The following is a 24337-nucleotide window of genomic DNA, read 5'->3' as shown; positions in this document are numbered from 1 at the left end:
AATGGCTTGACCTTGATCGCCAAGCATTCAACAGTCGCTCGGGAAAGGGGAGTTGGCGCACCCACGCGCCGCGGCGCCCCGGCGCGTGCCGTCCCGTCGCGGGAGGCACCCGAAGCCCTGCGCCGCCGCAGGATTGCCCGCCGGACCGGCTCCTCCGCTCCCCTCCGTTTCTCAACTGCCCCCGAAGGAGGCATGTGTGCTGCAGCCCCTGGTGGTCGGACTCGGCCGCGCCGGAGCCGGTCTGCACCTGAAGGTGCTCCGAAAACCGGCCGGGAACGAGGACGCCCCCGTCTGGTCAGGGCCCGTGGTCGGATGCGACCCGCGCCCCGGAGCGGAGGGAGAGGTGCCCGGTCTGGCCGTCACCGCCTCGGTCGCGGAGGCCGCCGCGCGGGTCCGGGACCCGGAGCGGACCGTGGTGCACGTGTGCACCCCGCCGAGGAGCCGGCTGCCGCTGCTGACCGAGCTCGCGGAGCACGGCTTCCGGAACCTGATCGTCGAGAAGCCGCTCGCCGCCGACCGCGCCGAACTCGACGGACTGCTGGACCTGCGGCGCCGCGAGAACCTGCGGATCGCCGTCGTCGCACACTGGCTGACCTCGGAACTCACCGCCCGGCTCCGGCGGATCGTCCGCGAGGAACCGTACGGCCCGCTGCTCGGCTTCGGGATGCGGCAGGACAAGCCGCGTTTCGCCCGGTCCCTGGCCACCTCCGGGCACCCGACGGCGCTCGACGTGGAGATCCCGCACTCCCTCGGCCTGGTCCTGCACCTCGCCGGGCCCGCCCGCCTGCTCGACGCCTCCTGCTCGGACCTGCGGGCCGGCAGCCGGACGCGCCCGCTGCTGGGCGGCGCCCGCGTCGAACTCGCCCACGACAGCGGTGTGCACACGGTGCTGCGCAGCGATCTGATGTCCCCGGTCCGGCAGCGCACGGCCCATCTGCGCTTCGGCGACGGGACGGTCACGGCGCACTACCCGATCGGCGAGGAGGACGACCACGCCCAACTGGTCCTCCCCGACGGCTCCGGACCGCGCAGCTTCCGCGACGACGCCCTGTCCGCCTTCCTCCGCCGCGCCTACCAGGACTTCGCGGCCGGACGGCCCGACCCGGAGTTCGCGGTCGCCCGCGACACGGCCCGACTCCTGGACGAGGCCAAGACCCGCTGCGGAGCGCCCGGTTCGGACACCACCGGGCCCGTCCTCGGGCAGGGGGCGGCATGAGCGGCACCGAGACGTCCGCCCGCACCTTCGCCGTCATCGGCGACGAGGCCGCGGCCGGACTGGAGGGCCAGATCCGGACGGTACGCCGACTGGGCTGGCACACCCTGGAGTTGCGGACGGTCGACGGCACGCCGCTGGCCGAACTCCCCCGCGCCCGCGCCCGGGAGTGCGCCGCGCGGCTGGCGGACGCGGGCGTGGACGTGGTCTGCCTCGCCTCCCGGATCGGCAACTGGGGGCGCCCGGTGACGGGCGACTTCGCCGAGGACGTCACCGAGCTCGACACCCTGATCGAGCAGGGCCGCCTGTTCGGCTGCGGGATGGTCCGCGTCATGTCCTACCCCAACGACGGCCTCCCCGAGGCGGAATGGGCCCGGCACGTGACGGCCCGCCTGACCCGGCTGGCCGCCCGCGCCGAGGAGGCCGGCGTCACGCTCGTCCACGAGAACTGCTCCGGCTGGGCCGGCGCCAGCGCGCCGCGCACGCTCCGGCTGCTGGAGGACGTGGCGAGCCCGGCCCTGCGGGTCCTGTTCGACATCGGGAACGGCGTGCCGCACGGCTACGACGGCGTCGCCATGCTGCGGGAGCTGCTCCCGCACGTCGCCCACGTGCACGTGAAGGACGCCGTGCGCACCTCCGGGGACGACACCGCGTACACCCTCCCCGGCGACGGGCAGGCGCACGTCGCGGAGTGCCTGGACATGCTGGCGCGCGGCGGCTACACCGGCGCCCTCTCGCTCGAACCGCACCTCGCCGTCCGGCCGCACGAGGGCCTGAACCGGCCGGGCGCGGACGCCACGAGCCTGACGGTCAGCGCGGGCGAACGGCTGGAGCGGCTGTGGTCGCAGACCCTGGACGCGCTCGCCGGGCGGCCGGCGTGAGCGGACTGTTCTCCGGGGCCGACACGGAACTGCTGCTGCGGCTGCTGGAGATCCCCACCGTCGGCCCGCTGGAGGCCGGCCCCGGCGCCGGACCGTCCGGCATCCCGGCGGCCCTGCGGACGTACGCGGCCGCGGCGGAGGACGCCGGACTGGAGGTCGTCCACCACGGGCCCGCGGCCCCGCACTGGCTGGAGCGGCCCGGCGTCCCCGCCGTGGTCCGGGAGGCGGCACGCGCCCGGGACGGCTTCCTCGCCGAGCAGCCGAGCCTGGTGCTCCGGCTGGGCCCGCCGCGGCCCGCGGAGCGCACCGTGATGTTCAACGTGCACCTGGACACCGTCGCCGGGGCCGAGCCCGTCGGCTTCGACGGGGCGCGCTTCACCGGCCGCGGCGCCGTGGACGCCAAGGGCCCGGCCGTCGCGCTGCTGGCCGGGCTCCGCGCCGTCGCGCAACTCCCGGGCGCGGCACGGGAGTCCACGGTGCTGGTGCAGGCCGTCGCCGGGGAGGAGGGCGGGGCGATGGGCACCTTCGGCACCCGCCCGCTGCTCGACGCGGGCCACTACGGGCGGCTCAACGTCTTCTGCGAACCGACCGGGCTGCGCTCCGTCCCCCGGGCCACCGCCTCCATGACGGCCCGGATCACGGTCGACGGCGAGGGCGCGATCGACGACCGCCCCGACGCCGGGCACAACGCCACCGTGCTCCTCGGACACCTGGCCACCCACCTCGCGGCCCGGCTCGACCGGGCCGCGCCCGGCGGCCGCCTCTGCGTCGCGGGCCTGCACACCGGCGGCGCCCACAACCGCGTCTACGGCACCGGGACGCTCCTGCTGAACCTGTCCTACGGGACGGCGGCCGAGGGCGAACTGCTCGCGGAGGCCGTCGAGCGGGAGTACGCGGCGGGCCTGAAGGACTTCGCCGACGCCTTCGCCGGCACCCGCGAGTTCGCGCACACCGCCGCGTCCGCGGCCCGCGTCACCCGGCTGACCTGGGACAAGCGGGGGCTCCCCGCGCTGCGCTCCGGCGACCCGTGGGCGGAGCGGCTGCTGGCCCGCGCCGGCGCACGCGCGGCGCCCGCCGACGACCCCGGGTTCACCTGCGACGCCATCTGGGCCGCCGGGCTCCCGGGCACCTTCACCACGGTGCTGGGCCCCGGCTCGCTGGACCTCAACCACGCCCACGCCGAAGGCGAGTTCGTCGACCTGGCCGACCTGGAGGAGTTCGCCGCCCTCGTCACCCGCCTGGTCACCGGCTTCGCCACCGACCGTCCGCCCGAGACCGACCCGACCGACCGCACCACCTTCGCCGACGAGAGGCCCTCCGTATGACGTCCGCACCCGCCGCTGCCGCGGAACGGCAGCACAGCCCGCACGACCCGGTACGTGTCGGGCACGACGAGCTGCTCGGCTCCGTCGCCCGGCACTTCCGCGACCGGGGCATCCCCGCGGCAGAGGCCCGAACCGCGGCCGAGGCGCTCTGCTACGGCGACCTCGCGGGCTTCCCCTCGCACGGGCTGACCAACCTCCGCCGGCTCTACCTGCCGCTGCTGGAGTCCGGCCGCTGCGACCCGGCGGCCCGCCCGCTCACCGTCACCGACCTCGGGGCCTGCGCCGTGGTCGACCACCGCAGGGCGCTGGGCCTGTGGGCCGCCGCCGCGTCCATGGACGACGCGGTGGCCCGCGCCCGCCGGTACGGGATCGGGCTCGTCGCGGTGCGCGGCGGCACCCACTTCGGCTGCGCGGGCTTCCACGCGGCCCGCGCGGCGGCCGAGGGGCTGGTGGGCATCGTCGCGAGCAACTGCGGCAGCCAGCGCCTGGCCCGCCCGCCGCTCGGCACGCTCCCGCTGCTGGGCACCAACCCGCTGAGCGTGGCCGCCCCCGCGCTCGACGGCCACCCCTTCGTGCTGGACATGAGCACCACGGCGGTGCCGACCGGCCGGGTCCGGCTGGCGGCCCGCGAGGAGCGGCCCGTCCCCGAGGGCTGGCTGGAGGACGCCGACGGCACCCCGGTCACCGACCCGGCCGCCTTCGACCGGGGCGAGGCGCACCTGCGCTGGCTGGGCGGCGACCCCGACAACGGGGCCCACAAAGGCTTCGGCCTCGGGCTCATGGTGGAGGTGCTGTCGGCCGCGCTGTCCGGCAGCGGGGTCGGCCCGGCCCCCGAGGCCCTCTCGGGTGACGGCACCCCGCACGGCAGGGACGACGGCGTCGGCTTCTTCCTGCTCGCCATCGACCCCGGACTGCTGCGCCCCGGCGGCGAGTTCCGCGACACCGTCCGCTCGCTGTTCGGCACCGTCGCCGACTGCCCGCCGCGCCCCGGCGCGGGGCCGGTCCGGTACCCGGGCTGGCACGAGGCCGAACGCGCCACGGCCCGCCGCCGCGACGGCGTCCCCCTGCCCCGCGAACTCCACCGCGAACTGGTCGAGTTGGGCCTGCTCTCCGGCGACGGCGACGGGGAGGCCGGGCGATGAGCGGGACGGCGCGGCTGGCCGTCATCGGGCTCGGGGCGATCTCCGGCTACTACCTGGCCGCCGCCGAACGCTCCCCGCACTGGGAACTCGCGGCCGTCTGCGACGCCCGCGAATCCCGGCTCGCACCGCACCGGGGGCGCGTCCCGTGCTGGACGGACGCGGAGACCATGCTGCGCGAGGCGGAGCCGGACGGCGTCGTCGTCGCCGTGCCCAACGACGCGCACCGGCAGGTGTGCGCGAGCGTGCTGGCCGCCGGGGTGCCGGTGTGCGTGGAGAAGCCGCTGGCGCTGACCCCGGAGGAGGGGAAGGAGCTGGTCGCCGAGGCCGAACGGCACGGCGTCGCCCTGTTCACGGCCTTCCACCGGCGGTACAACGAGGCCGTCCTCGCGCTGCGCCGCTCGCTCGACGGCGGTCCGCCCGTCCGCTCGCTCCGGGTCCGCTACCTGGAGCGCATCGAGGAGCACCTCGGCGGCGAGACCTGGTACCTGGACCCGGGCCGCTGCGGCGGCGGCTGCGTCGCGGACAACGGCCCCAACGCCTTCGACCTGGTACGGCTGTTCGCCGGCGACGTCGAGGTGACGGGCGCCGAGGTCCGGCGGGACGCCGACGGGACCGACCGGCAGGCCCGGATCGGGCTGCGCGCCGCCGACGGCGTCCGCGCCACCGTGGAACTGGACTGGTCCCACCCGGGCGAGACCAAGGACGTCGAGGTCGAACTGGCCGACGGGCGGCTGCTGTCGGCCGACATGCTCGCCGGGCACCACGGCTTCAAGTCCTCGCTGTGGCACGAGTACGAGGGCATCCTCGCCGATTTCGCCACGGCCTGCGCTGCCCCGCTCCCCGGGCACCGGGCGCACGGCGGGCTGGACTGCCTGGAGCTGGTGGCGGCCGCGTACGCCCGCGAGGAGCCGTACGGTCCCGCGCCCGCCGGGTCCTTCGCCCAGGCGGGAGGCAGGCCGTGAGGAACACCGTCGAGGACGGGCCGAAGCGGGCCGTCGAGGGGCGGCTGGTGAAGGTGCTGCTGCACCGGCGCACGGACCGCGGGATGGCCCTGGAGGAGTTCGCGAGCCGCTGCGTACGCGCCGGCGAGGTGCACGAACTCGTCGTCACCGACCGGTGGGACCCGACGCCCGGCGCCCGCGTGGACCGGGTCGGGTTCCTCGGCTTCACGGAGCTGCGCTGCGGCGGCGTCGTCGACCGCGGGGACACGCTGCGCATCGGGGACACGGTGGTGGGGACGGTGCTCGGCTTCGACGGCTGCCACTTCCCCAACCACTACAACATCCTGGTGCACCGCGAGAGCCTGACCGCCGGGGGTGAGCTCGCGCTGCGGCCGGAGATGCCGGTCGTCTTCACCCAGGGCGCGGACGACGTGCCGTAGACGCCGGGCGGCCCCAACAGCAGGAGGCCGGCGGCCCGTTGGGGCCGCCGGCCTCTTCGTGCGGTCCCGCGCCCCGCTGCGGGGCGCGGAGGGCGTCAGCCCAGGAGCTCGGCGTCGAGCCGGCCGTAGTGGTACTCGCGCACGGCGGTCAGCAGCTCCTCCTCGGTGAGCTGCCCGTTGCCGTCCTGGTCGACCTTGCGGAAGACCTCGGCGGCCTCGGTGCGCGGCAGGCCGACGCCGGCCAGCCAGATCTCGAACTCGGAGCCGCTGATGACGCCGTCCTTGTCCGCGTCGGAGAGGCCGACGAGGGCGGACACGACCGGGCCGAGCGCGCGGTTGAAGGCGGCCTCGCCCTCGGTGAACAGGAGCTCACCGGTGACCTGGAGGAACTGCTCCTCGGTGATGCCGGCCTGCGCGCCGCTCTTCTCCGCGAGGTGGCTGTAGAGCGCCTCGAACGCGTCGTGCAGGGGCTTGACCTCGGGGGCGTCCTCGGCCTTGTTGAAGCCCTGGGCGATCCGGGCCGCCTCCTGCTTGAAGTCGTTCAGCTCCAGACGGCCGTTGCCGTCCACGTCCCAGCGGGAGAAGCGCTTGCGGAGGCGCTCGTTGGCCAGAGCGTTGCTCATATTCCTGATCCTTTCGTGAATTTCCAGTAAAAACCGCCCGGTTGAGGGCAGCGGGACACACACCGGTGACCGGCGTGTGAGTTCGGGTGGCCGGGTCCGCACGGGACGGCCGGGTTCAGAGCAGCGTGACGCCGCGGCCCGCGACGAGGCCCCGGGTGTCGAGCACCGCGCAGGGAGCGCGGTTGAGCGAGGCCGCGTCGTACTCGGTGTGTTCCTGGAGCAGGATCGCCACATCCGCCTCGCGCAGCGCCTCGTCCAGTTCCCCCGCGCGGGGGACGGGCTGCGCCCCGAGGGCGAAGTGCTCGACGTACGGGTCGTGGTAGGAGACCTCGGCGCCCGCGGACAGCAGCCCGGAGGCCACCGCGACGGCGGGGGTCTCGCGGACGTCCGCCACGTCGGGCTTGTACGAGACGCCGAGCAGCAGCACCCGGGACCCGGCGGGCTTGACGTCGATCTCGTCGAGCAACTCCAGGGTGCGGCCGACGACATGGCCCGGCATCCGGGTCAGCACGTCCTGCGCGGCGGCGAGCATCCGGAAGGAGAAGCCCTGCGCCTCGGCCTGCGCCGCCAGGTACCGCGGGTCCACCGGGATGCAGTGACCGCCGACCCCGGCGCCGGGTCTGAAGGAGGCGAAGCCGAAGGGTTTCGTGCCGGCGCAGTGCAGCACGTCCCACACGTCGATCCCGGATTCGGCACAGAACAGGGCGACTTCGTCGACGAGCGCGATGTTCACGTACCGGTAGGTGTTCTCCAGCAGTTTCGCCATTTCCGCTTCGCGCGTCCCTCTGGAGAGCACGGGGTTCTCGACGAAACGCGAGTAGAAAGCGATGGCGCGTTTGGCGCACTTCGCGGTGTAACCGCTCACGATCTTCGGGGTGTTGCGCACGCCCCACTCCCGGTTTCCCGGGTCGATGCGCTGGGGCGAGAAGGCGAGGTGGAAATCGTGTCCGGCGCGCAGTCCGCTGATCCGCTCCAGGAGCGGGCGGACGAATCCGTCGGTGGTTCCCGGATAGCTCGTCGATTCGAGGACGACGAGGGTTCCGGGGGACAGTCCGCGCGCCGCGGCCGTGGTGGCCGCCTCGACCTGTGCCAGGTCCGGGGTGCCGGAGGCGGTGAGTCCGGTGGGGACGCAGATCAGCACCGTGCGCGCCCCGTCGAGGACGCGCGGGTCACCGGTGGCGCGGAAGCCGCCCGCCACCATGGCCGTCACGTCCGCGTCGGAGACGCCGCCCACGTGCGAGCGGCCGGCGTTCACACCCGCCACGACCTCCTCGGACACGTCGTACCCCACGGTCGCGAGGCCGGCCGAGGTGGCTTCCTGGACGAGGGGTAATCCCACGTGCCCCAGGCCCATGACGACCACGTCCGGCACGCCTCCGGAGGTCCCACCGGGCAGCGGTGAGGACGGCCCGGCAAGCGCTTCCGGGCCGGACCCGGCACCTGTCGAGACGGCACTCATCAGGCGCTGAAGCTTCCCGTACCGGGGACGACGTGGGCGCCGTGGTCCGGCTGGACGGTCATTCCCGGGGTCATGCAGAACGGGTCGCCGTAGAGGGTGACCGGCTTGTCCGTGCGGTTCACCAGAACATGGCCGTCGAGCGGGAGCTTGTGGCAGCCGGAGGGGTTCTCGTAGACCGAGAGCGAGTTAAACTCCGTGCTGAATACGGTCACTTCACCGTTTTCCGCGGCCGCGGCCGTTCCTTGACCGGCGAGAGCGGCGACAACCGCCGCCGCGGGAACGGCGAAAGCACAAGCGAGCCGACGCACAGAAATCCTCCTGCTGTTGAAGTAATCCTTCTGTCAGATTCCATTGTGGGCCGTTCAGGGGGCTGCTCGTCGCCACCGCGGGCAAGATCACCGATATAGGTGACGATTATCGATCAAGGAACCGAAGAACCGGCCGCACTGATACCACCCGGCCCGCCAACTCCCTTGCGCGGCAGGCTCGTTCGGGACCACGTCACCCCCTTCGACGCCCGCCGGCGCGGGCGCCCGTGTCGTCGTCAACTCCGTCATCGCCGCGCCGTCAGCACGCCGACGGTGTTCGCGGCGACGATCGCGGCGACGGCCAGCCAGTCCAGCGGCTGCGGGTGCTGGCCGAGGACGACGAGGCCGACGAGCGCGGCGCTCACCGGGTGGACGCTCATGAAGACGCCGAAGAAGCGCGGCGGTACGCGCCGCAGCGCCAGCATGTCGGCGAGGAACGGGACGGCGGACGAGAGGAGTCCGGCGGCCGCCGCGTACGCCAGCACCCGCCCGGTCGGCGGGTGCTGGAGCAGTACGGCGATCCCGACCGGCACGTACAGCAGGCCGGAGACGCCGGCGGCCGCGGCCGAACCCTGCACCCCGGGCAGCCGCCGGCCGACGGTGCGGTTCAGCAGGATGTACGCGGCCCAGCAGGCGGCCGCGAGGAGGCCGCAGGCGATGCCGGTGTAGTCGGTGGACGGCTGCGGCCTGGACAGCACCGCGACCGCTCCCCCGGCGACGAGGGCGCAGCCGAGGTCGGTACGGCGCCGGGAGGCGGCCAGGGCAACGGCGAGCGGGCCGAGGAACTCCAGCGTGACGGCGAGGCCGAGGCCGATCCGGTCGACGGCCGTGTAGAGCGCGAGGTTCATCGTGGCGAAGACCAGCGCGAGGCACAGCACCGGCCACCACTGCGCCCAGGTGAAGCCGCGCAGCCGCGGCCGCCCGGCGGCCAGCAGCACCAGGGCCGCGACCCACTGCCGTACGGCCACCACCCCGGTGGGGCCGATGGCGGGGAAGGCGAGGGCGCCGAGGGCTGCGCCCGTCTGGTTGGACAGCCCGCCGCCCAGCATCAGCGCGATGCCGGTCAACCGGCCGCGCTGCTCCGGGAGTTGGGCGGGCAGGGGTGCGGCTCGGCGGGGCACGGCGTCGTCCACGGGGGTCTCCATGGGCGGTGATCCTGCGGCCGCCGGGGACACCCGCAAAATGCGTGCGAGGGGCCATCCATACGCTGGAGTCATGGACATGGAGCTGCGGCACCTGCGGGCGCTGGTCGCGATCGTGGAGACGGGGAGCTTCACGGACGCCGCGATCGAGCTGGGCGTCTCCCAGGCGGCCGTCTCGCGCACGCTGGGCTCGCTGGAGCGGATTCTCGGGGTGCGGCTGCTGCACCGCACGAGCCGCAGCCTCTCCCCCACCACGGCGGGCGTGCAGGTGCTGGCCCGGGCGCGGCAGCTGCTGGCCGAGGCGGACGATCTGGTCCGCGAGGCCGTGACGGGCCACACCCGGCTGCGGATCGGTCACGCCTGGTCGTCGCTGGGCCGCCACACCCCCGAGTTCCTGCGCCGCTGGGCCGCCGGGCACCCGGGCGTCGAGCTGCGGCTGGTCCGGACGAACACGGCGACGGCGGGGCTGGCCGAGGGGGCCTGCGACCTGGCCGTCGTCCGGTCCGAGCCGGGTGACCGGCGGTTCGCGAGCACCGTGGTCGGGCACGAGCGGCGCTACTGCGCCCTGGCCGCGGACGACCCGTGGGCGCGGCGGCGCTCGGTGCGGCTGCACGAGGTGCAGGGCAGGACGGTGCTGATCGACCGGCGTTCGGGGAGCACGACGGCGGGTCTGTGGCCGGACGGCGCGCGTCCGGAGATCGAGTACATCCAGGACGTGGACGACTGGCTGGCCGCGATCGCCTCCGGCAGCCGCGTCGGCATCACGGCCGAGAGCACCGTCACCCAGTACCGGCGGCACGGGATCGTCTTCCGGCCGCTGCGCGACGCGGACCCGGTCCCGGTACGGGTGCTGTGGAGCCGCCCCGACCCCCACCCGGCCACCGGTGCCGCGGTCGCCCTGCTGACCGAGCTCTACGCGGCCGCGGCAGACCGGACGCCGGTCAGCTCTGCGGCTCCCCGATGTCGACCATCCAGTTGATGCCGAACTTGTCGACGCAGGCGCCGAATTCGTCGCCCCACATCTGCTTCTCCATGGGGACGCCGACGGTGCCGCCCTCGGACAGCTTCGCCCAGTAGCCGTGCAGTTCCTCGGCGTCGTCGCCGCTGAGGCTGACGGTGATGTTGTCGCCGGGGTCGTAGGACATGCCCTGCGGGCAGTCGGCCGCCATCAGCGTGAAGCCGCTGGGGGTGACCAGCATGGAGTGCATGACCTTCTGTGCGTCCGGTGAGTCGGCCATGCCCATCTCGGCGAAGGTCATCCGCTCGACCTCGCCGCCGAAGACGCTCCGGTAGAAGTCCATGGCCTGCCGCGCGTCGCCGTCGAAGGTGATGTACGGGTTGAGTCGGGATGTCATGTCGGGCTCCGTTCCTTACGGTCGCGTCATCCCGGTGACGACGTCCGGGATGTCCGGGAACCTCTTCGCAGGCTAACCCGGACGCCGCGGCCCGGCCTCCCCCACGGGCCGCGCCCGTACCGCGAGCGAGGAGGAGGGCACGTGACGCGCATGCTGCACCGCCGCTGGTCCACCGTGGCGCTGGTGACGGTGCTCGCCGTCGCCGCGGCGGCCGCGCTGGCGGCCTCGGCCCGGTGGTGGGCGGCCGCGGTGCCGCTGCTGGCCTGCGCGGTGACCGGGGCGTACGACGTGGTGCAGCGGCGGCACTCGGTGCTGCGCAACTACCCCGTCCTCGGGCATCTGCGCTTCACGCTGGAGCGGCTCCGGCCCGAGCTCCAGCAGTACTTCATCGAGCGGGACTTCGACGGCAGGCCCTTCGACCGCGAGACCCGGTCGACGGTGTACGAGCGGGCCAAGGGCGTGGAGGACACCGACCCGTTCGGCACCGAACGTTCCGTCTACCAGCCCGGGTACGAGTTCTTCCTGCACACGGTCGCCCCGCGCCCCGTGCCGGAGGAGCCGTACCGGGTGCACGTCGGCGGCCCGCGCTGCACCCGCCCGTACCGGATGGCACTGCTGAACGTCTCCGCGATGAGCTTCGGTTCCCTCTCCGGCAACGCGATCCGCGCGCTCAACCGCGGCGCGGCCGAGGGCGGTTTCGCGCACGACACCGGCGAGGGCGGCATCTCCGACCACCATCTGTGCCACGGCGGGGACCTGATCTGGGAGATCGGCACGGGGTACTTCGGCTGCCGCACCCCCGAAGGGGGCTTCGACGAGGCGGAGTTCGCGCGCAAGGCGGCCTGGGAGCAGGTCCGCGCCGTCTCGTTGAAGCTCTCGCAGGGCGCCAAGCCGGGGGTGGGCGGGGTGCTGCCGGGCGGCAAGGTGAGCGCGGAGATCGCCCGCGTACGGGAGGTGCCGCAGGGCCGTACGGTCGTCTCGCCGCCGTACCACCGGGTGTTCGGCACGCCGCGCGAGATGGTGCGCTTCCTGGAGCGGATGCGGGTGCTCGCGGGCGGGAAGCCGGTCGGCTTCAAACTGTGCGTCGGCTACCGGCGCGAGTTCCTGTCGCTGTGCAAGGCGATGCTGGAGGAGGACATCACCCCCGACTTCATCGTGGTGGACGGCGCGGAGGGCGGGACGGGCGCGGCGCCGCTGGAGTTCGTGGACCACGTCGGGGTGCCGCTGACGGAGGGGCTGAACACCGTGCACAACGCGCTGACGGGCATCGGTCTGCGGGAGCGGGTCGCCGTCGGCGCGAGCGGCAAGGTCGCCACGGGCTCCGATCTCGTCAAGCGGCTGGTGCAGGGCGCCGACTACACCAACGCGGCCCGGGCCATGATGTTCGCCGTCGGCTGCATCCAGTCGCAGCGGTGCCACGCCAACACCTGCCCCGTCGGCGTGGCCACCCAGGACCCGCGCCGGGAGCGGGCGTTGGACGTGGCGGACAAGTACGTCCGGGTGCGCAGGTTCCAGGAGGCGACGGTGCGCAGCGCGCTGGAGATCATGGGCGCGCTCGGTGTGGACGAGCCCGCGCAGCTGCGACCGCGCATGCTGTACCGGCGCACGGCGCCGCACGCGGTGGCCTCGTACGCGGAGCTGTACGACTGGCTGGCGCCGGGGGTGCTGCTCGGCGGCGCCGCGCGGGAGCTGCCGGGCGGCTGGGAGCGGGACTGGGACGAGGCGGACCCGGACCGGTTCACGGGGTGACCGGCGCGCCGTGAACCGCCGCCGGGCGGCGGGGTGTCCGCGCGGTTCCCCGCGCCCCCGGAGCGGGGGCGCGGGGCCGGCGTCACACTCCCAGGGCGCCCACCCGGGCGCGGGTCACCGCGGTGCCCAGGCCGCCGATGTCGCGGCGGAGTTCGTCCTCGTCGTAGCGGCGGCAGCCGCGGTGCCAGACGAGGATGCCGGACATCCAGTTCTGCAGCTCCAGCGCGTACCGGTCCAGGGCCGCGCGGGTCTCGCCCGGGAGGTCCAGGTCGTCGCAGAGTGCGGGGATCTGCACCGCGAGGACGTGCTGGAACTCGCGCATCCGGCCGTCGATCAGGTCGTCGACGATCCGGCGCGCCTGGGCCTGCGTGCAGTCCAGGAACCGCTGCGCCACCAGCACCGCGTTGTGGATCTCGCCCTCGAACTCGATCTCCTTGCGGAAGGAGAACACGTCGTTGACGAGGCCGGCCCAGTCCGCGGCCGAGTGCTCCAGCGCCTGCACGGGGCGGGAGCGGTACACCTCCTCCGGGATGACGCCGCCGTGCCCGATGCGCGAGAGGCTCATCGTGAGGTCGGCGCCGAAGGTCTGGCGGCGCATCTCGATGTAGTCCACGGGCTCGGGCACCCGCCGCTGCGCCGCGTTGACCAGCTCCCACACCCACGAGCTCGTCATGTCGGTGATGGTCCGCCGGAAGGTGAGCCGCGCCTCGCGGTTCATCGGCGTGGCCGTGCGCACCCACAGGTCGTACAGCGCACGCTCCAGCGCCGAGCCCGGCGGCCGGGGCGGCTCGCCGACGTCCGGCGGCATGAAGTCCGCCAGGCCGTCGGTGTACCGCTTGGCGGCGGCCAGGTTGCCGGTGCGGCCGAAGACCAGCGGGTAGTAGTCGTCGCCGTAGGTGCCCCAGGCCAGCCAGCCCGAGGTCAGGTCGAGGCCGTCCGCTGTGGCGTCCGGGTGGATGCCCGCCGAGCAGAGCGGGAGGTCGGCGGCGCGCAGCTTCGCCTCGTCCCACACGCCCTCCGAGGTGATCCCGAACTCGCGGCACCAGGCGACGAGTCGCTCGCGCGCGCCGTCCAGGTGCCCGGAGCGCCGGGCCGGGTACGGCATCCGCGGGTCCGGCTCGGGCAGGCCGCCGGCGGGCTGCTGCACGTGCGTGAAGCTGCGCAGCCGCTGCGGCATGGAGTGCGTGTACGACTCGGCGAGCCGGGCCGCGCTGGTGCCGAGCCCGGTGGGGCCGCTGGGCAGCCGGGGCCCGGCGTCCGGGCCCGGTCCCGACTCGCGCATGTAGCGGCTGGAGCGGCGGTGCCACTCGTGGCCGCCGGCCTGCCAGTCCTGGAGTCCCTTGGTGTACGCGGCGATGCGCAGCTGTTCGTCGGGGGTGAGCCCGTGCTCGGCGCAGAGCGGCGGCACCTCGGTGAGCGCGGTGTGCTCGAACTGGTGGAGGCGGGCCGTGAGCAGGTCGTTGACCTTCTCGGCGGCCTGCTGGGTGGTGCAGTCCAGGAAGGTCTCGAAGACGAGCACCCCGTTGGACAGTTCGCCCTCCTCCTCGACCTCCCGCTGGTACGAGAAGAGGTCGTTGCGCAGGTGGACGGCGTCCGAGAAGGTGTCGCGCAGCACGGCCAGCGGGCGTGACTGAGCGACCTGGCCGGGGAGTTCGGCGTGCGCCGCGTACTCCACCAGTCCGGCCGACCAGGGTGCGCCGCCGACCTTGCGGCGCATCTCGATGTACTCCAGGGGATTGGAGACCCGTCCGATCTCGATGTTGGACAGCTCCCACATCGACTCGTCCAGCAGCGCGAGCGTGGCCTCGGTGAACCGCTCGCGCCAGCCGTCCGTCATGACGGGGACGGTGCGCCGCCACAGGTCGGCGAGCCCGGTCTCCACCGGGTCGCGCGGCTGCGGCATCGGGGCCGAGGGGTCGGCGGGCATGAACTCCCGGAGCCGGAGCAGGTGTTCCCTGGCCGCGGCCGAGTCCCGGGTGTACTTGTACTTCTCCAGGAAGTGGTCGTCGAAGAAGAAGACCCACACGTACCAGTCGGTGACCGTCGCCAGCCGCTCGGCGGAGGCGTCGGGGTGGGTGTAGGCGCACAGCAGGGCGTAGTCGTGCGCGTCGTACTCCGCCGTGTCCCAGATGCCCGAGCCCTCGAGCATGCCCATGTCCCCGGCCCAGGCCCGGGAGTGGGTGCGGGCTTCTTCCAGGTGTGGGCTCAGGCGAGCCGGATACGGCTCGTAGAACGTGGGCAGCTCGAAGGGCTTGGCCATCCTGCGTCGTCCTTACGGTCAGTCGCGGCGGTGGTACACGTTGACGTCCTCGAGGACGCCGAGCGCGTCGGGGACCAGTACCGCGGCCGAGTAGTAGGTGGACACGAGGTAGGAGATGACGGCCTTCTCGTCGATGCCCATGAAGCGGGCGTTCAGACCGGGCTCGATCTCGTCCGGGATGCCGGTCTGGTGCAGGCCGATGACGCCCTGGTCGTCCTCGCCGGTACGCATGGCGATGATCGAGGAGGTGCCCTGCGCGGTGACCGGGATCTTGTTGCACGGCAGGATCGGGACGCCCCGCCAGGCCGGTACGGACTGGCCATTGAAGTCGGCGTTGTCCGGGTAGAGCCCGCGGTGGTTCAGCTCGCGGCCGATGGCGGCGATCGCCTTCGGGTGGGCGAGCATCACGCGGGTGCTGCGGCGCCGGGCGAGCAGCTCGTCCAGGTCGTCCGGGGTGGGCGGGCCGGAGTGGGTGCGGATGCGCTGCTTGTACTCGGCGTTGTGCAGCAGGCCGAACTCGCGGTTGTTGACGAGCTCGTGCTCCTGGCGCTCGCGCAGCGCCTCGACCGTGAGCCGCAGCTGCTCCTCGGTCTGGTTCATCGGCTTGTTGTACAGGTCCGCGACGCGGGAGTGGACCCGCAGCACGGTCTGCGCGACCGACAGCTCGTACTCGCGCGGCTTGAGGTCGTAGTCGACGAAGGTGCCGGGCAGCGTCGGCTCGCCGATGTGCCCGGAGGCCAGCGCGATGTCGGCCTCGCCCTGCTTGTTCTGCTCGTGCGCGGGCAGCGCGCGGAAGGCGGCGACGTGCTCGCGGAGCGAGGGGGTGCGCTCCAGGAGCCGCTCGAAGTCGTCGCGGTGCAGCTGGAGCAGCGTGCCGGAGGTGAGCGCGGTGGCCGTGGCGTCCCAGGTGGCGGGCTCGCCGTTGAGGGCGTGCTCGCCGAAGCGGTCGCCGTCGGCGACGGTCTCGACGACGGAGTCGTCGCCGTACTTGCCGGCGCGGCTGCGGCGGACGCGGCCGTGGGCGATGAGCCGCACGTAGCGGACGTCCTCGCCCTCGCGGGCCAGGACCTCGCCGGCCTCGAAGTCGTGCTGGGTGAAGGCGTCGGCGAGGGCGCCGAGGGCAGCCGTGTCCTCGAAGCCGCGGAAGATGCCCAGCTCGCCGAGCTCGGGCGGCAGCACGCGGACGTTCGCGCCGGTCTGGTCGAACTCGATCCGGCCGTCGCCGACCGTGTAGGTCAGCCGCCGGTTGACGCGGTAGACGCCGCCCTCGGTCTGGACCCACGGGAGGACCTTGAGGAGCCAACGCGAGGTGATGCCCTGCATCTGCGGGGCGGACTTGGTCGTGGTCGCCAGCTTCCGCGCGGCGGCGGTGCTGAGGGACTGCTGGGGCTGCTCAGCCTCGCCGGCCCGAGGCTGCGGCAGGGTGGTCATGCATGTCCTCCGGTGAAGTACGGGCGGCCAGGCACCGCCTGTCGGTCCGTCAGACTAATCGCACTCTCAAGTCATGATCAACATTGCCGAGTTGAACAGCGGGCGAACGCGAAGCCGCTGGTCACCGGTACTGCGACGGGACGGGGTGCGGCGACCCGTTGACCGGCCCGGAGATCGCTGCCAGCGTGCTGCCATGCCCCGCACCCCCTCCCCCGCCGTCCTCGGCGTCGACATCGGGACCTCCAGCAGCAAGGGCGTCCTCGTCGGCCCGGACGGCACCCTGCTGCGCTCGGCCGTCCGCGAGCACACCGTCGACCGGCCCGCGCCCGGCCACGTCGAGATGGACGCCGGGATCTGGTGGGACGAATTCGTCTCCCTCGCACGCGAGTTGACGGCCTACGCGGAGGACGAGGCCGGGGCCCGGGTCGTCGCCGTCGGCCTCAGCGGCATGGGCCCCTGCGTGCTGCTGACCGACGAGGCCGGCACCCCGCTGCGCCCCGCGATCCTGTACGGCGTCGACACCCGCTCCGGCCCCCAGATCGCCCGCCTGGAGCGCGAGTTGGGCGACGAGGAGATCCGGCGGCGCTGCGGCTCCGGGCTGTCCGGCCAGGCCGCGGGCCCGAAGATCGCCTGGGTCGCCGACGAGGAGCCCGCGCTCTTCGCCCGCGCCCGGCGCCTGTACATGCCCAGCTCGTGGCTGGTCCGCGGGCTCACCGGCGCCTACGTCCTGGACCACCACTCGGCCAGCCAGTGCACCCCGCTGTACGACACCGTCGCCCAGGACTGGTACGCGCCCTGGGCCGAGGCCGTCGCCCCCGGCGTCGAACTCCCGCCGCTGCGCTGGTCCGGCGAGGCCGCCGGCACGGTCACCGCCGAGGCGGCCCGGCTGACCGGCCTGCCCGCGGGCATCCCCGTCACCACCGGCACGATCGACGCCTGGGCCGAGGCGCTCAGCGTCGGCGCGCACGGCACCGGCGACCTGATGCTGATGTACGGGACGACGATGTTCCTCGTCCACACCGTGCCCCGGCTTTTGCGCGCCCCCTCGCTGTGGAGCACCGTCGGCGCCCTGCCCGGCACCCGCAGCCTCGCGGGCGGCATGGCCACCTCGGGCGCCGTCACGGGCTGGCTGCGGGAGCTGTTCGGCTCGCCCGACTACGCCCAACTGCTGCGCCTCGCCGAGGAGTCGGGGCCCGGCGCGGGCGGCCTGCTGATGCTGCCGTACCTCGCGGGCGAGCGCACCCCGGTGACGGACCCGGACGCCCGGGGCGTCATCGCGGGGCTGACGCTCTCGCACACCCGGGGTGACCTGTACCGCGCGGCGCTGGAGGGCACGGCCTTCGGCGTACGCCACAACATCGAGGCGCTGGAGGCGGCGGGCGGCGGCATCGGCCGGGTCGTCGCCGTCGGCGGCGGCACCAGGGGCGGGCTGTGGACCCGGATCGTCTCGGACGTCACGGGCCGGGAGCAGGAGGTGCGGGCGACGTCGATCGGCGCGAGCTACGGCGGCGCGCTGCTCGCGGCCCAACTCGTCGGCGACGCCTCGGTGGACGCCTGGAACCCCGTCGCCGAACGCGTCGTCCCCGATCCGGACGCCACCGCGCGCTACGACGAGCTGTACGCCCTCTACCGCGAGCTGTATCCCGCCTCGGCCGGCGTCGTGCACGCCCTGGCCCGGTGGCAGCACCGCTGACGTCCGCACCGTCACGAGCCGTGAGCAAACGTGTGCGGAAGGGAAGTCGGGAACACGTCCACAACGAGGGACAGCCGGTATTGGACGATCCCCCGCTTCGCCCAATACCGGCAGCCATGCCGGACGTGACCCTCGCGGGCCGTACGTCCGAAGCCTCGCCGAGTATACTGGCTCTGAGCCAGTCAACGCAGGAGTTCCAGCATGTCCCCTCGGAGCGCTTCGGTCAATGCGGAGTTGCGCCGACGCTCGCGCGAACGTTTGCTCCAAGCAACCGTCGACGTGGTCAGCGAGCAGGGCTACGAGGCCACCACCCTCAAGGACATCGCCGACCGCGCCGGGGCCGCGCGCGGGCTCGTCTCGTACTACTTCCCCGGCAAACGCCAGCTGTTCCAGTCGGCGGTGCACCGGCTCATGCACCTCACCCTCGCCGAGGCGCTGGAGCGCGAGCCGCGCCCCCAAGGGCCCCGCGCCGGCGAGGAGTTGCTGGCCCGCGCCATCGACGCGATCCTCGGCCTCGCCCAGGACCGGCCGGTGCTGATGCGGGCCCACATGGCCGGGCTGCTCCAGCAGGAGGGCTTCGTCCAGTGCGACGAACAGCAGCGCCTCGCCGCGCTGCTCCGGGACGCCGTCGAGCGCTACGGCTCGGCCGACCCCGAGACCGACTACACCATGCTGCGGGCCCTGCTCATGGGCTCCGTGGTGGCCTCCCTGCTGCCCGGAGCACCGATGTCCGTGACCCGGCTGCGCGCCGAGCTCTTCGCCCGGTACGGACTGGACCCGGCCCTGGGCCACCCGCCCTCCCCGCCGTAGCCCGCGCGGCGCCCGCCCCCTCCCGCCCGGGCCCGCGCGGTGCCATGCTGGGACTCCCGGCGGAAGGAACGGCACCGTGTGCCCCGATCGGACCGACCGCACCGCAGCCCGGAACGGCACCCCGCTCCGCGTCGCCGTCGTGGGCTCCGGGCCCAGCGGCGTGTACGCCGCGCAGGGGCTGGCCGGGGAAAGGGGCGTCACGGTGGACGTCCTGGACCGGCTGCCCTGCCCGTACGGGCTGGTGCGGTACGGCGTCGCCCCGGACCACGAGAAGATCAAGTCGCTGCAGAACAACCTGCGTCAGGTGCTGGAGCAGCCGGGCGTGCGCTTCCTCGGCAACATCGAGGTGGGCCCGGGCGGCATCGGGCCGCGCGACCTGCTGCGGCTGTACGACGCCGTGGTCTACTGCGTCGGCGCCGCCACCGACCGCACCCTCGGCATCCCCGGCGAGGAGCTGCGCGGCAGCTACTCGGCGACGGGCTTCGTCTCCTGGTACAGCGGCCACCCCGACTCGGCCCCCGACGGCTTCCCGCTCGCGGCCCGCTCGGCCGTGGTGATCGGCGTCGGCAACGTCGCCGTGGACGTCACCCGCGTCCTGGCCCGCGCCCGCGAGGAGCTGCGGCCGACGGACGTGCCGCAGGACGTGCTCGAACGGCTCGCGGACAGCCGGGTGCGCCGGGTGACGACGGTGGGCCGACGCGGCCCGTCCCAGGCGAAGTTCACCACCAAGGAGCTGCGCGAGCTGGGCACCCTCCCCGGCACCACCGTCCGCGTCCGCGCGGACGAGCTGGCCGCCGACCCGCTGTGCGCCGCGCCGGACGCCCTGTCCCGGGCCGCGCAGCGCAACGTCGAGGTGCTGCGCGGCTGGTCGGCACCGGAGGGGACGCCGGAGCCGGAGACCGGGCGGCTGATCGAACTCCGCTTCTGCCTCCGCCCCGTGGAGATCCTCGGCGACGCCGAGGGCGCCGTGCGCGGGGTGCGCTTCGAGCGGATGCGGCCCGACGGCACGGGCGCCGTCACCGGCACCGGGGAGCACGAGGAGGTCCCGGCACAGCTGGTGCTCCGCTCGGTCGGCTACCGCGGAGTGCCCCTGGCGGGGCTGCCGTTCGACGCGGAGACGGGCACCGTCCCGCATCTGGCCGGGCGGGTGCTGCGGGACGGCCGGGTCTCGCGCGGCGAGTACGTCGCGGGGTGGATCAAGCGCGGGCCCACCGGCGTGATCGGCACCAACCGGCCCTGCGCCAAGGAGACCGTGACCTCGCTGCTCGCCGACGCCCGCGCGCTCGCCGCCGCGCCCGGGCGCACCCCGGCCGACCCGCTGACGGTGCTGCGGTACATGGGGCTGCGTCCCGTCGAGTGGAGCGGCTGGCTCGGCATCGAGGACGCGGAGACGACGCTCGGCCGCAGCCTCGGCCGCTCCCGGGTCAAGATCCCGGCCCGCGACCGGCTGCTCGCGGCGGCCTCCGACGCCCTGTGGCCCACCTGACCCCCGCGGCACACGCCGCGACCTGGGCCGATGCCGGACCGGACGCGACTGTCGGTGCCGGGGTGCAGACTGACGACTGATCCGGCACCGGACTGCCGGAGTCCTGGACGACGGCGTCACGAGGCGGTGTTCTGGCATGACGGACGTGCTGCTCGCGGTGGGTACCCGGAAGGGACTCTTCCTCGCCCGGCGGGAGACCGGCCGGCGCGGGGACCCGGACTGGGAGTTCGACGGCCCGCACTTCAACGCCCAGGCGGTGTACGCGGTGGGCATCGACACCCGCGGCCCCGGCGCCCCCCGCGTACTGGCCGGCGGGGACAGCGCGCACTGGGGCCCGTCGGTCTTCCACTCCGACGACCTGGGCCGGACGTGGACGGAGCCGCAGCATCCGGCGGTCAAGTTCCCCCAGGACACCGGCACTTCACTTGAGCGGGTCTGGCAGCTCCAGCCGGGCGGCGCGGACGAACCCGGCGTGGTGTACGCGGGCACGGAGCCCGGGGCGCTGTTCCGCTCGGAGGACGGCGGCGAGAGCTTCGCGCTGGTGCGCCCGCTGTGGGACCACCCGACGCGCGCCGACTGGGTCCCGGGCGGCGGCGGGCTCGGCCTGCACACCGTGCTGGTGGACCCGCGCGACTCCCGTTCGGTGACGGTCGCCGTCTCCACCGGCGGCGCGTACCGCACCTCGGACGCCGGTGCGCGCTGGGAGCCGTGCAACCAGGGCGTGCAGGCGGCGTTCCTGCCGGAGGGCCGGCGCTTCCCCGACCACGGCCAGTGCGTGCACAAGGTCGCGCGGGACGCCGCCGACCCGGACCGCCTCTACCTCCAGAACCACTGGGGCGTCTACCGCAGCGACGACGCCGGCACCGGCTGGATCTCCATCGGCGACAGCCTCCCCTCGGACTTCGGCTTCCCCGTGGTGAGCCACCCCCGGCGCGGCGGGGTCGCGTACGTCTTCCCGCTCAACGCCGACTACGACCGCGTCCCCGCGCGGCACCGCTGCCGGGTGCACCGCACCGAGGACGCGGGCGCCACCTGGGAGGGCCTCGGCGCGGGGCTCCCCGAGTCCGCGCACTACGGCCCGGTGCTGCGGGACGCCATGTGGGCGGACGACGCCGACCCGGCCGGGATCTACTTCGGCAACCGCAACGGCGAGCTCTTCGCCAGCGCCGACGAGGGCGAGAGCTGGCAGCAGCTGGCGAGCCACCTCCCCGACGTGCTGTGCGTACGGGCCGCGGTGATCGGCTGAGCGGCCCGGGGAATTCGCGGGGACGGGGACGGGCAGGGCCCGTGGGCCAGTAGAGTGACGGCTCGTGGCTGCACGACCCTTGAACGAAATCGTCGAACCGGGCTGGGCCAAGGCCCTGGAACCGGTCGCTGACCGTATCGCCGCGATGGGCGACTTCCTGCGCACGGAGATCGCGGCGGGGAAGACCTACGTCCCCGCCGGGCAGCAGGTCCTGAGAGCCTTTCAGCAGCCCTTCGACGAGGTGCGGGTGCTGATCGTCGGTCAGGACCCGTACCCGACGCCGGGGCACGCGGTGGGGCTCTCCTTCTCCGTCGCCCCCGAGGTGGCGCCGCTCCCGCCGAGCCTGGAGAACATCTACCGGGAGATGCACACGGACCTCGGCCTGCCCCGCCCCTCGAACGGCGACCTCACCCCCTGGACCCGGCAGGGCGTCCTGCTGCTGAACCGGGCGCTGACGACGGCGCCGCGCAAGCCCGCCGCGCACCGGGGCAAGGGCTGGGAGGAGGTCACCGAGCAGGCGATCCGAGCGCTCGTCGCGCGCGGGCGGCCGCTGGTCTCGGTGCTGTGGGGACGGGACGCGCGCAATCTGCGCCCGCTGCTGAACGGGCTGCCGTCCGTCGAGTCCTCGCACCCCTCCCCCATGTCCGCCGACCGCGGCTTCTTCGGCTCGCGCCCCTTCAGCCGGGTCAACACCCTGCTGGCGCAGCAGGGCGCGAACCCGGTGGACTGGCGCCTGCCGTGACCGGCCCCGGCTGGGTCCTCGGCGTCGACTCCGGCGGCTCGGGCCTGCGCCTCGCCCTGGCCCGTGCGGGCTCAACTCCGGGCGCGGGTGCGGACGTCGGGCCGCCGGTGCCCGTCGGCTCGGTCTCCTCGGACGATCCGGTGCGGACGGGGCCGGCCGGGATCGACGCCGGGGACATGCTGGCGCGGCTGGTGCCGGCCGCGCGCGGGCTGCTCGCGCGGGCCGGGGCGCCCGAGGACGGGCTGCGCGCCGTCTGCGTGGGCGCCGCCGGGATGGCCTCGCTCGGCACCGCGCTCCGCGCCGAACTCCCCGGCGCCCTCACCGCCGCCTTCGGCACCGACGTCCGCCGGATCGCGCTGGCCGCCGACGCCGTCACCGCGTACGCCGGGGCGCTCGGCCAGCGGCCCGGCGCGGTGCTGGCCGCCGGCACCGGCATGATCGCCACCGGCACCGACCTGCGCACCTGGCGCCGGGCCGACGGCTGGGGCCACCTGCTCGGCGACTGCGGCGGCGGCGCGTGGATCGGCCGCGCGGGACTGGAGGCGGCGCTGCGCGCGTACGACGGCCGGGCCGGCGGTTCGGGGGCGCTGCGGGAGCAGGCCGAGGAGATGTTCGGGCGGCCGCTGAGCGCGCTGGCCGGGCAGCTGTACCCGCGCACGGACCGGGCCGCGGTGCTGGCCTCGTTCGCGCCCCGGGTCGCCGCCTGCGCGGAGCACGACGCGGTGGCCGGGACGGTCCTGCGCGAGGCGGCGCACCAGATGGCCGTCAGCGCCGCCGCCGTGTGCCCGGACGGTGCCCGTGACGGGTCCGTGATCGCGCTGACCGGCGGGCTGTTCCGGCTCGGGGAGGTGCTGTGCCGGCCGCTGCGCGAGGAGTTGGCGCGGCGGGTGCCGGGGGCGCGGACGGCCGAGGCGCGGGGCGGGCCGCTGGAGGGGTCGCTGCTGGTCGCCGACCAGTTGGCGGCGGGTGCGCTGCGGTTGCCGACCGATCCCACCCTGTTGTTGTCGGGTTGACGAATATAGCCAAAACGAGTCACGCGACGCGCGGTGCGAATCGGGACATAGGCGGACCGTCCCTCCCCGCCCGAACAGCCAAGCCCATCAAGGCATTAGCATGCGGGCGCATGAGCTCCCCCACTGGGCCGGACAATGGCCTGCCCGTACGAATGCCACGTCCACGTCAGCCCGGAAGGCACCGCCGACCGGAGCCTGTGGTCGCCCCCGAGAACGCACCCGCGCTGGTGCTGGCCGTTCCCGGTACGCCGTCCGCCGCGACGCGCGGCCTCGCCGAGGAGACTCTGAGCATCGCCCGCTCCGAGCTCCCCGGCCTCGACGCCCGGATCGGGTACGTGGACGGGGAGAGCGAGGAGTTCCCGGCACTGGGAGCCGTCCTCGCGGGGGTCGCGGCGCAGCGGAACGCCGCGCTCGAGGCAGCTGCCGCCGCCGCGGCGGCCGCGGGGAACGCTCAGCCCCAGCAGGACCCGGGGCCCAGCGCCATCGTCGTCCCGCTGCTGGCGGGCCCGGACTCCGCGCTGATGCGGCGGATACGGCAGGCCGTCGTGAGCAGCGGCGCGGGCGCCGAACTGACCGACGTCCTCGGCCCGCACCCCCTCCTCGCCGAGGGCGTGCACGTCAAGCTGTCCGAGGCGGGTCTGGCGCGCGCCGACCGCGCCCGGCTCTTCACGGTCGCGACCGCCGCCGACGGCATCATCCTGGCGACGGTCGGCGGCGAGGAGGCCGTCCAGGCCGCCGGTATCACGGGCATGCTCCTGGCGGCGCGGCTCGCGGTGCCGGTGCTGGCCGCCGGGCTGGACGAGGAGGGCGCCATCGCCCGCACCGCCGAGCAGCTGCGCGGCTCCGGTTCGCAGCAGCTCGCGGTCGCCCCGTGCCTGATCGGCCCCGAGGTCCCCGAGGGCCTGCTGGAGGCGGCGGCCCAGGAGGCGGGCTGCGCCGTGGCCGAGCCGCTGGGCGCCTACACGGCGCTGGGCAAGCTGGTGGCGTCCACGTACGCGACCAAGATCGGGCTCGGCCAGCAGGGACGTCCCGGGCAGGGCATGTCCGCGCGCTGAACCCACGCACTTCGCACACCGCC

Annotated in this window: 22 protein-coding genes; 15 read left to right on the top strand and 7 right to left on the bottom strand. The window is 74.3% G+C overall.

Features of this window, described 5'->3' with window-relative positions:
• The first annotated feature begins 196 nt into the window (after positions 1–196).
• Genes HCC30_RS12810 through HCC30_RS12785 form a run of 6 tightly spaced genes read left to right on the top strand, consistent with a single transcriptional unit; the run spans position 197 to position 5942 of the window.
• The gene (locus HCC30_RS12810) at positions 197–1216 is read left to right on the top strand and encodes a Gfo/Idh/MocA family oxidoreductase (RefSeq protein ID WP_169442615.1); all 1020 of its coding nucleotides are present in this window, start codon (positions 197–199) and stop codon (positions 1214–1216) included.
• The gene (locus HCC30_RS12805) at positions 1213–2094 is read left to right on the top strand and encodes a sugar phosphate isomerase/epimerase family protein (RefSeq protein WP_169442614.1); all 882 of its coding nucleotides are present in this window, start codon (positions 1213–1215) and stop codon (positions 2092–2094) included. Before HCC30_RS12810 ends, HCC30_RS12805 begins: the two co-directional genes overlap by 4 nt.
• On the top strand, positions 2091–3419 hold the full coding sequence (locus tag HCC30_RS12800) for a M20/M25/M40 family metallo-hydrolase (RefSeq protein ID WP_169442613.1): 1329 nt from the start codon (positions 2091–2093) through the stop codon (positions 3417–3419). The genes HCC30_RS12805 and HCC30_RS12800 overlap by 4 nt, the downstream gene beginning before the upstream one ends.
• Positions 3416–4561 carry an Ldh family oxidoreductase gene (locus HCC30_RS12795; RefSeq protein WP_169442612.1) on the top strand — a complete coding sequence of 382 codons (1146 nt, stop codon included), beginning with the start codon at positions 3416–3418 and terminating at the stop codon, positions 4559–4561. The genes HCC30_RS12800 and HCC30_RS12795 overlap by 4 nt, the downstream gene beginning before the upstream one ends.
• The gene (locus HCC30_RS12790; RefSeq protein WP_169442611.1) at positions 4558–5523 is read left to right on the top strand and encodes a Gfo/Idh/MocA family oxidoreductase; all 966 of its coding nucleotides are present in this window, start codon (positions 4558–4560) and stop codon (positions 5521–5523) included. Before HCC30_RS12795 ends, HCC30_RS12790 begins: the two co-directional genes overlap by 4 nt.
• A complete protein-coding gene (locus HCC30_RS12785; RefSeq protein WP_169442610.1) occupies positions 5520–5942 on the top strand; it encodes a hypothetical protein in 423 nt (140 codons plus the stop codon). The genes HCC30_RS12790 and HCC30_RS12785 overlap by 4 nt, the downstream gene beginning before the upstream one ends.
• Positions 5943–6037: 95 nt before the next feature.
• Here the strand turns inward: HCC30_RS12785 and HCC30_RS12780 are convergent, their stop codons facing one another.
• From HCC30_RS12780 to HCC30_RS12765, 4 genes are all read right to left on the bottom strand, one after another.
• Complete coding sequence (locus HCC30_RS12780; RefSeq protein ID WP_169442609.1) at positions 6038–6565, bottom strand: EF-hand domain-containing protein; 528 nt, start codon at positions 6563–6565, stop codon at positions 6038–6040.
• Positions 6566–6680: 115 nt separating this feature from the next.
• A complete protein-coding gene (locus tag HCC30_RS12775; RefSeq protein WP_346776609.1) occupies positions 6681–7937 on the bottom strand; it encodes a nucleotide sugar dehydrogenase in 1257 nt (418 codons plus the stop codon).
• Positions 7938–8023: 86 nt separating this feature from the next.
• The gene (locus HCC30_RS12770; RefSeq protein WP_206323780.1) at positions 8024–8236 is read right to left on the bottom strand and encodes a hypothetical protein; all 213 of its coding nucleotides are present in this window, start codon (positions 8234–8236) and stop codon (positions 8024–8026) included.
• 341 nt (positions 8237–8577) lie between these two features.
• Positions 8578–9477, bottom strand: coding sequence for an EamA family transporter (locus HCC30_RS12765; RefSeq protein WP_240979546.1), 900 nt, complete (start codon positions 9475–9477; stop codon positions 8578–8580).
• Positions 9478–9547: 70 nt separating this feature from the next.
• Between HCC30_RS12765 and HCC30_RS12760 the strand changes: the two genes are divergently transcribed.
• Positions 9548–10453 carry a LysR family transcriptional regulator gene (locus HCC30_RS12760; RefSeq protein ID WP_169442607.1) on the top strand — a complete coding sequence of 302 codons (906 nt, stop codon included), beginning with the start codon at positions 9548–9550 and terminating at the stop codon, positions 10451–10453.
• Here the strand turns inward: HCC30_RS12760 and HCC30_RS12755 are convergent.
• Complete coding sequence (locus tag HCC30_RS12755; RefSeq protein WP_169442606.1) at positions 10416–10829, bottom strand: VOC family protein; 414 nt, start codon at positions 10827–10829, stop codon at positions 10416–10418. The two genes, HCC30_RS12760 and HCC30_RS12755, sit on opposite strands and share 38 nt — an antisense overlap.
• A gap of 150 nt (positions 10830–10979) precedes the next feature.
• Between HCC30_RS12755 and HCC30_RS12750 the strand changes: the two genes are divergently transcribed.
• Complete coding sequence (locus HCC30_RS12750; protein ID WP_169442868.1) at positions 10980–12578, top strand: FMN-binding glutamate synthase family protein; 1599 nt, start codon at positions 10980–10982, stop codon at positions 12576–12578.
• A gap of 82 nt (positions 12579–12660) precedes the next feature.
• Here HCC30_RS12750 and HCC30_RS12745 read toward each other — a convergent pair whose 3' ends face one another.
• Both HCC30_RS12745 and HCC30_RS12740 read right to left on the bottom strand, forming a co-directional pair.
• Positions 12661–14838 carry a germacradienol/geosmin synthase gene (locus HCC30_RS12745; RefSeq protein ID WP_169442605.1) on the bottom strand — a complete coding sequence of 726 codons (2178 nt, stop codon included), beginning with the start codon at positions 14836–14838 and terminating at the stop codon, positions 12661–12663.
• An 18-nt stretch (positions 14839–14856) separates the two neighbouring features.
• On the bottom strand, positions 14857–16269 hold the full coding sequence (locus HCC30_RS12740; RefSeq protein WP_169442604.1) for a family 2B encapsulin nanocompartment shell protein: 1413 nt from the start codon (positions 16267–16269) through the stop codon (positions 14857–14859).
• Positions 16270–16462: 193 nt separating this feature from the next.
• Between HCC30_RS12740 and HCC30_RS12735 the strand changes: the two genes are divergently transcribed.
• The 7 genes from HCC30_RS12735 (at position 16463) to HCC30_RS12705 (ending at position 24314) form a co-directional block, all read left to right on the top strand.
• Positions 16463–17962: an FGGY-family carbohydrate kinase gene (locus HCC30_RS12735; RefSeq protein WP_169442603.1), complete on the top strand. Its 1500-nt coding sequence runs from the start codon at positions 16463–16465 to the stop codon at positions 17960–17962.
• A gap of 201 nt (positions 17963–18163) precedes the next feature.
• Positions 18164–18772 carry a TetR/AcrR family transcriptional regulator gene (locus HCC30_RS12730; protein ID WP_169442602.1) on the top strand — a complete coding sequence of 203 codons (609 nt, stop codon included), beginning with the start codon at positions 18164–18166 and terminating at the stop codon, positions 18770–18772.
• 76 nt (positions 18773–18848) lie between these two features.
• On the top strand, positions 18849–20258 hold the full coding sequence (locus tag HCC30_RS12725; RefSeq protein WP_169442601.1) for an FAD-dependent oxidoreductase: 1410 nt from the start codon (positions 18849–18851) through the stop codon (positions 20256–20258).
• A 136-nt stretch (positions 20259–20394) separates the two neighbouring features.
• A complete protein-coding gene (locus HCC30_RS12720) occupies positions 20395–21504 on the top strand; it encodes a sialidase family protein (RefSeq protein WP_169442600.1) in 1110 nt (369 codons plus the stop codon).
• 64 nt (positions 21505–21568) lie between these two features.
• Positions 21569–22246 (top strand): uracil-DNA glycosylase, encoded by a 678-nt coding sequence (locus tag HCC30_RS12715; protein WP_169442599.1) that lies wholly within the window; start codon positions 21569–21571, stop codon positions 22244–22246.
• Positions 22243–23259, top strand: a complete 1017-nt coding sequence (locus HCC30_RS12710; RefSeq protein ID WP_346776608.1) for a BadF/BadG/BcrA/BcrD ATPase family protein — start codon at positions 22243–22245, stop codon at positions 23257–23259. The genes HCC30_RS12715 and HCC30_RS12710 overlap by 4 nt, the downstream gene beginning before the upstream one ends.
• Before the next feature lie 110 nt (positions 23260–23369).
• Positions 23370–24314: a hypothetical protein gene (locus HCC30_RS12705; RefSeq protein ID WP_206323779.1), complete on the top strand. Its 945-nt coding sequence runs from the start codon at positions 23370–23372 to the stop codon at positions 24312–24314.
• The last annotated feature ends 23 nt before the right edge of the window (positions 24315–24337 follow it).

The organism is Streptomyces sp. HNM0574 (assembly GCF_012726235.1).
In the GTDB taxonomy this organism is placed as follows: Bacteria; Actinomycetota; Actinomycetes; order Streptomycetales; family Streptomycetaceae; genus Streptomyces.
This window is presented reverse-complemented; position numbering and strand designations above follow the sequence as displayed.